2 protein-coding genes are annotated in these 2,568 nt (G+C 64.6%); both read left to right on the forward strand.

The window, feature by feature from the left end:
* Positions 1 to 1,536: aldehyde dehydrogenase (locus ACFTZB_RS44930; protein WP_378442373.1), on the forward strand; the 1,536-nt coding region annotated here is incomplete at its 5' end.
* A gap of 5 nt (positions 1,537 to 1,541) precedes the next feature.
* A complete protein-coding gene (locus ACFTZB_RS44935) occupies positions 1,542 to 2,555 on the forward strand; it encodes a zinc-binding dehydrogenase (protein ID WP_378442375.1) in 1,014 nt (337 codons plus the stop codon).
* The last annotated feature ends 13 nt before the right edge of the window (positions 2,556 to 2,568 follow it).

A 2,568-nucleotide genomic window follows, 5' to 3' on the forward strand; every position in this document is an offset into this window, starting at 1 on the left:
CAGTTGACGCCACGTCATTTCACGGCGTACATGTTGCGTATGCCACAAACGGAATTGCGCGTTTTCGACAAGCTCTATATCGGTGGTGAATGGGTCGACCCCATCGACGGCGTCATGGCCGAAAGTATCGACCCCGCATCGGGAAAGCCGTGGGCGGCGGTTGCGATGGGGGGTGCGGGTGACATCGAACGCGCGGTCTCGGCAGCGGCCGAGGCGTTCGCGGGCCCGTGGCGCCGCACCCCCGGTCACGAGCGCGCAGCGTTACTGCGACGGTTCGCCCAGCTTTTCGAGGAAGCGATTCCCGAATTGGTGGAACTCGAGTCCCACGACTCGGGCGCCCTGAAGTCCGACCTCCGCGGGAGTCTGGCTGCACAAGTGCAGTGGTACTACTGGTTCGCCTCGCTCGCCGACAAGACCCAAGGCCGCACGATACCGATGGACGACACGGTGCACGCCTTCACCACCATGGTGCCGATCGGTGTGGTGGGTGCAATCGTGCCCTGGAATGCGCCGTTGCTGACCACGTGCATGAAGATCGGTCCTGCCCTCGCTGCCGGTTGCACGGTCGTCCTCAAGCCTGCCGAACAGACTCCGGTGTCCGCACTCGTCCTGGCGCGACTCGCGGAGAAGGCGGGGTTTCCACCGGGTGTCCTCAACGTCGTCCCCGGTTACGGGCGCACGGCCGGTGCGCGACTGGTGGCTCACCCCGACGTCGGCAAGGTCTCGTTCACCGGCTCGACCGACACCGGCCGGCGGATGGTGGCCGACGGCACCGACAACCTCAAACGATTCACCTTCGAGCTGGGCGGCAAGGCTCCGCACATCATCTTCGGCGACGCCGACGTCGATCAGGCGCTCAATGCGGCCACCGCCTCGGCGTGGCGGTTGTGCGGGCAGAGCTGCGCGCTCGGGTCGAGGGTGCTGGTAGAGCGATCGATATATGACCGTGCCGTGGACACCTTCCGCACCCGGGCCGCCCAGGTACGTGTCGGCATGCCGGCCGACGAGACCGCACGCATGGGACCCCAGGCGCACGAAGAGCAACTGAACAAAACCCTGTCATACGTGAAGATCGGCCGGGACGACGGCGCCGAACTGGTCGCCGGAGGCGAACGGATCCTCACCGACGAACTGGCACCCGGCTACTTCGTTCAGCCGACCGTTTTCGCCAACGTCTCCAACGACATGCGGGTGGCGCGTGAAGAGATTTTCGGCCCGGTGGTGGCACTGATCCCGTTCGACGACGAAGACGAGGCCATCGCCATCGCCAATGACACCGCGTACGGGCTGACCGCGGGACTGTGGACGGGCAATATCGGTCGCGCGCATCGGGTCTCGAGCCAGATCGAAGCCGGATCGGTATGGGTCAACACCTACTCGTTCGTGCGGTGGTCACTTCCCTACGGCGGCTTCAAGGCCAGCGGTTGGGGCCGGGAGAACGGCATCGACGCCCTCACCCCGTACATGGAGACCCGGACGACGGTCATCGGCCTCACCGCGCAGTTCCCAAACTATTTCGAGAACACGGAGGACTGATCACGATGCGTGCAATTGCTTTTCCGGGCGACGACACCACTGCCATCAGAGAGTTCGACGATCCTGTACCCGGGCCCGGCGAGGTCGTCGTCCGGGTCCGAGCCTCGGGAATGTGCGGAAGCGACCTCCTGTTCCGTCGGGGCGCGATAGCTGTCGGAACCGACATCATCCAGGGCCACGAGCCGTGCGGGGACGTCCACGCCGTCGGTGACGGTGTGACGCCGATGATGGCGCGCGTCGGCGATCGAGTGATGATCCATCATTATTGGGGCTGCGATGCGTGTCCCTCCTGCCGCTCCGGCTGGCCGCAGATGTGCGAGCGCGAACCATCGAAGGTCATGGGAATCTCCGCGAACGGTGGGCACGCGCCATTCCTCACAGTGCCTGCCCGCACTCTCCTGCCGCTTCCGGACGCCTTGAGCTACAAGGCCGGGGCAGCGATCGGGTGTGGAACCGGCACGGCGTGGGGTGGTCTGCAACGACTCGGCAGTGTCGCCGGAGAAACGATAGTGGTATTCGGCCAAGGCCCCGTCGGTCTGTCGGGCACGATGCTCGCGTCGGCGCTGGGTGCGACGGTGATTGCCGTGGACATCGACGACAACCGGTTACAGCGCGCCAAGAGTTTCGGTGCGGCCTCGACTGTCAATTCGCGGTCCTCAAATGTGGTCGAAGCGATCGCCGACCTGACGGGTGGACGCGGCGCACCGCTGATTCTGGAGACTTCCGGCAAAGCCAACGACGATGCTCTCGCAGTACTCGCCCCCTGGGGCCGCGCATGCTTCCTCGGCCTGCCCGGGCATATCGAGTTCAACGTGCAGGCTCACTACAAGAAGCAATGGACGTTGATGACGTCGTGGACGATGTCCACGATCGAGCAATTGCGGTGCGCCGAGTTCATCGCCGCACGGAATCTCCCCATCGACGACATCTACACCCACACCTGGTCCCTGGATCAGGGTGTGGAGGCGTACGAATGGTTCGCGCAGCAGAGCGACGGCAAGGGTGTCTTCGAGTTCTAGCGTTCAGATCGCC

It is taken from the genome of Rhodococcus sp. NPDC057014 (assembly GCF_042673295.1).
Classification (GTDB): domain Bacteria; phylum Actinomycetota; class Actinomycetes; order Mycobacteriales; family Mycobacteriaceae; genus Rhodococcus_F.

Bases quoted from the DNA above. Each gene is read 5' to 3' on its own strand.
- ACFTZB_RS44935 (WP_378442375.1), top strand. From the start codon at position 1,542: ATGCGTGCAATTGCTTTTCCGGGCGACGACACCACTGCCATCAGAGAG.